The organism is Pediococcus parvulus (assembly GCF_007990205.1).
GTDB classification, from domain to species: domain Bacteria; phylum Bacillota; class Bacilli; order Lactobacillales; family Lactobacillaceae; genus Pediococcus; species Pediococcus parvulus.
Map to the genome: position 1 here is coordinate 1 of NZ_BJWE01000068.1, position 4,430 is coordinate 4,430.

General features: G+C 36.6%; 4 protein-coding genes. All 4 read left to right on the plus strand.

From position 1 onward, the window contains the following. Window positions 1–362 precede the first annotated feature (362 nt). A complete protein-coding gene (locus PPA04_RS09115) occupies window positions 363–1,859 on the plus strand; it encodes an AcpB/EbpR/MafR family transcriptional regulator (RefSeq protein ID WP_147206807.1) in 1,497 nt (498 codons plus the stop codon). Window positions 1,860–2,171: 312 nt separating this feature from the next. After that, entirely contained in the window at window positions 2,172–3,668 is a 1,497-nt protein-coding gene (locus PPA04_RS09120; protein ID WP_147206808.1) for a WxL domain-containing protein, read from the plus strand. 14 nt (window positions 3,669–3,682) lie between these two features. After that, complete coding sequence (locus PPA04_RS09125; protein WP_147206809.1) at window positions 3,683–3,997, plus strand: LPXTG cell wall anchor domain-containing protein; 315 nt, start codon at window positions 3,683–3,685, stop codon at window positions 3,995–3,997. A gap of 137 nt (window positions 3,998–4,134) precedes the next feature. Then, window positions 4,135–4,430, plus strand: a 296-nt coding sequence (locus PPA04_RS09130; RefSeq protein ID WP_147206810.1) for a WxL domain-containing protein, incomplete at its 3' end; no start/stop codon positions are given.

The window sequence follows — 4,430 nt, forward strand, 5'->3', positions numbered from 1 at the left end:
TAGTAGGCACGACTTGGAGCCGCAGGACGGCAATTAAACTACTGCTTTTGAACCAAGTCGTTTAATACTAGTTATTGAAGTAATTTTGATCCTTTTAACCTTTAGATAGGGTATTTAAAGATGTTGCTTTATGATTGGAACTCAATCATAGTGCAACATCTTTTTTATAGACAAGCGTTTATTTATTGTAATGATTCGTTATATTTGTAAACGCTTTACATGTTATATGGTAAAGTGTAACTAGAGAAGTAGAAAAAATAAAAAGTGAGTGTTTAATAACGATGTAAAAAACGGATTTGTTAGAGAAAAATCAACAAAATTTATTTAAAATCCTAGAAATTCTTTATTTAGACGGAAATCCAGTGACCAAGCAATCGTTGACCAAAAAATTAAAAATTTCACCCAAGATGACGCTCTCCTTGCCATTGCGTTTACCGACCAAGCAATCGTTGACCAAAAAATTAAAAATTTCACCTGCAACGTTGAAACGTTATTTAGAAGATTTAAATGAGGATGTTCAACCTTTAGTTGATGAAAACAAGGTAGAAATCAAAATCGAAGCCAATACGGCGAGTTTCAAAATACTCAAAAACTTTGCACTTGATGATTGGCTGTTTGATCGTTATTTAAAAAAATCACCCAAGTTTCAACTTGTGATGCTTTTTTATAATCATGGAAGTCTTACGACATATACCCTTCAAGAAAAATTAAATCTTAGTGAGGCTTCTTTGTATCGCACTATTAAACAGCTTAATACCGTTTTGAGTGAATTCAATTTGAGTATTCACAATGGGAATATTATTGGGGATGAATTACAAATTCGCTTCTTTTATTACAACCTTTTTCAAGTCATTAATTATTCGCCTAAAGTGCGAGATTTTAATTTGGATCAGTTTGTGAATGAAGTGCAGACCGAATTACATTTCTACTTTCACTCTGAAGCAATTCATAGGGTGCGTTTGTGGTTGACAATTTCTCAGCATCGGTTGGTTGTCCAGTCCAAGTTACAAACTAGAATACCAGAATCGGTTCGTGAATTATACGAAAACAATGAGCTTTATTTTCATATAAAAAAAGTATTTCAGCGCGTCTTTCATGTTCGTTCACAAACAAAATCGGAGTTTGAATCTGAGGCGTTTTGTGTCATGTTAATTAGTATGTCTGTATTTAATAGCAAGACAAATGTGGTTCAACGTTTTTACGATATTTATAATTCTCAACACACACGGTTGTCTCAGGTAGTGGATCAAACGAATCATTTGATCCAAAAAACGCTCGAAATTAAGGATAGCCAGTGGCCCTTTGAATTAATGAAGTTAGTTTTTGATATTTGTGCACGACCGTTTTGTTTTTCGGGTAATTTGGAATATATGGATGAAATTTATGCTGACTACTATGTCTCGCATTTTTTCTCACATCAGGCACGCCAGGTTGTTAAAGAAATAATGCGAGTGTTAACTCAATCCAAGTATGGAGAAGTGAGCAAATTAATTGAACAAAATTGGATCTATTTTCAGCGGCGGTTACTATTTGTGATCCGTGATTTTAGATACCAACAGATTAAGGATATCAATATTGGCGTAGATACTACTTTTGATTATTATATTAGCCAGTTGATTATTGATCTTATCCGCCAGATGTTTAAAAGAGATTTGCGAGTTAATGTAAACTATTATCAGCCCGGGAATGCCTATGATTTGGTGCTAACGAATTATCACGACGAGCCTTACGATGACACGGATTATACATATTGGCTAACTAATCTAGGGATCACTCGTGATTTAGTAGCGATTAAAAAAATCGTTGAAACTCATTTTTATGAAAAGACTCCGGTGCATCAGTTAATGTTTAAAAAATAGTAGAGAAAAAGAATGGGAAAAATAGGCTTTAGCTGGGTCTCGTGCTATTTCCCAAATACTATTCCTAAAATGTAGAAAAGAGTCAGATTCTGAGTAGTCTAGATTATACTCAGAATTTAACTCTTTTTTTTTGCATTTTTTGAATGGAAATATGATTAAACATTAGAAAATGAGAGCTCTAACGCACACAAAAATATGAATTATTGCAATTTTTTTGAGTTAACTATAAAAAAATGAAATCGCTATCAGTTAAAACTTGCTATGATTAACTTGTAAAAAGGAAGCGGTTAGTTTTGAGGAGAGGTGATGATTGTGAAAAGATTTCTAAAGTCGTTACTAGTGTTTGTCACTTTAGCCAGTATTTTCGGATTGTATAGTCATCAACAAACTTATGCAGATGATGCAGAACCGAATTTTAACCTTGTCATCTCGCAAAACTCTGTTCATGTGGGGGACGCGGTTGAAATTAAAGTAAATCAATTGAAAACGGTGGAAGAGAGTTCAATTGATTTTAGTATGATTATTCCAACCGGGGTGATAATTGATAAAACGGCACTTAGCCAAGCAGCTACTAATGATGGATTTAAGTATCAATTGGAGAGCGATAAGTTGAACTTAACTTTAACTCCAAAAACCTCGAAAAATTTTGTCATTAAGTTAATTGCACAATCTGCAGGTGAATTTTCAATAAGTATTTTGGATAGTAAGCAGGCACTGACTAGTAATGTAGTCCAGATAGGAGCCCAAGCTGAGGCTTCCTCAGCAGAAAGTACGAGTAGTTCATCGAGTTTGCCAAGTACAGCAGATGAAAGCAAAAACAGTGTATCGAGTTCATCAGTCGAAAAAGTGGAAAGTTCAAGTTCACAAGCAATCAGTTCAGCAGAAGACTCAAGCTCACAAGTAAGTAGTTCAGCAGAAAGCTCAAGTACAGAAGCAAGTTCAAATGCGAAAACTACTTCAGGTAAATCGGCGCGAACGATTGTTAATGCGAACATTAAACTTGATCAGGCTGTCAATAATATCAATATTTCATATATATATCGTTATGCAAGTGATACAGATCAAGCCCTTACAGGTTATATTCAAGATCCAGACAAAGAAAAGATTACCGTTACCTATACCCTAACAAAGTTATCCGGAAATGGTGCTACCCCACCTCAAAACGGTGTAGTGCAAACGTTAGGAACGTTTACAACTGATGGCGCAAATGCTAAAACGGCATTCAGTTATTCACTTTTGGCTAATAAGTTTGCAGCGTGGACGACAAACTCAGTGGGATCGGTGTATGTACTGAGAGTAATGTTTGCAGGTACAGGTGGGCAAAAGAGTTTTAATATTCGGATTGTCTACACAGACGGGTTACTCAGTCTGACTGCTCCTTCAAATATTGATTTTGGAAGTGATTTGAATGCTGAATTCACTGGAAACCCAATCTATATGGGAAAGGTTGCTACTGGCAGTCAGGCACTTGAAGTTACTGATACCCGTAAAATTCCAACTGGATATCCTATAAACGGATGGAATTTGACGGTTGCTTTAAAAAAACAAATGACAGGAGTAACAACTAAAGGTGTTTTGACAAATAGTCTGCATTATATTTACAAAGGGACGGATAACACGCTAAGTTCTGCTTCAAGCCCAGTGACGAGCTTGACCACTGGTACACCAGGGAAAATAACGCCTGTTTCGGCTGTGTGGGATTCTAAAAATGGAATAGCGTTTGAGCCCACAGCCGGACAACCAGTTGCTGGTGAACAATATACAGGTGCGGTTACTTGGACGTTGCAGGATGCACCGGTTAATCAGTAGGGAGATGATGCCATGTGAAAAGAGGATTAATACTTGTGATACTGAGTGTTGCGTCGATGTGTTTGTTTAATTCACCGATCCGTGGTGATACCCACGTTTCCGAAAGTTATGTGGGATTTACGAAGGCAGCACCTGCAACGCCGCAACCTAATGTGCCGGACAAACCCATTTATTCAAAGGTAGAAACGGCATCACAAGGTAAACAACAATATTTGCCGCAAACAGATGAACAGTCAGAAATTTTATTGAGTGTCATTGGATTATCAGGAATGATTGTAGTTCTTGGATATGGGATTCAGAGAAGAAGGATTTTTATAGCAGCCAAATAAGTAAAAGGATAAACCCAAAAAACGAATAGGAGCCACTCCGACTTATTGCTATAGCAATTAGGGAGGATGGACATCCGTATGAGAATAAGATTTTACGAAAGTAAAATAAACCTAAAAAACGAATAGGAGCGATTGTCATGAAAAAAACAACTTTAATCTCACTAATTAGTATGAGCGGTCTTGTTTTAGGAGCTATTGCACCAGTTACTGCAATGGCAGCAGAAAACCGTACTGAAGACACAACCGCATCCGTTACATTTAAAGAAAACACGACTCACCCAGTTGATCCGGTCGACCCCACAGATCCAGATGAACCAGGTGATGGAAGTGGAACTGGCGAAGTTGGACCTTTAAGTATTGATTATGTTTCTAATTTTAATTTTGGAATTCATAATGTGCCAACCGAAGATGCGGTTTATACAGCAGAAGATGA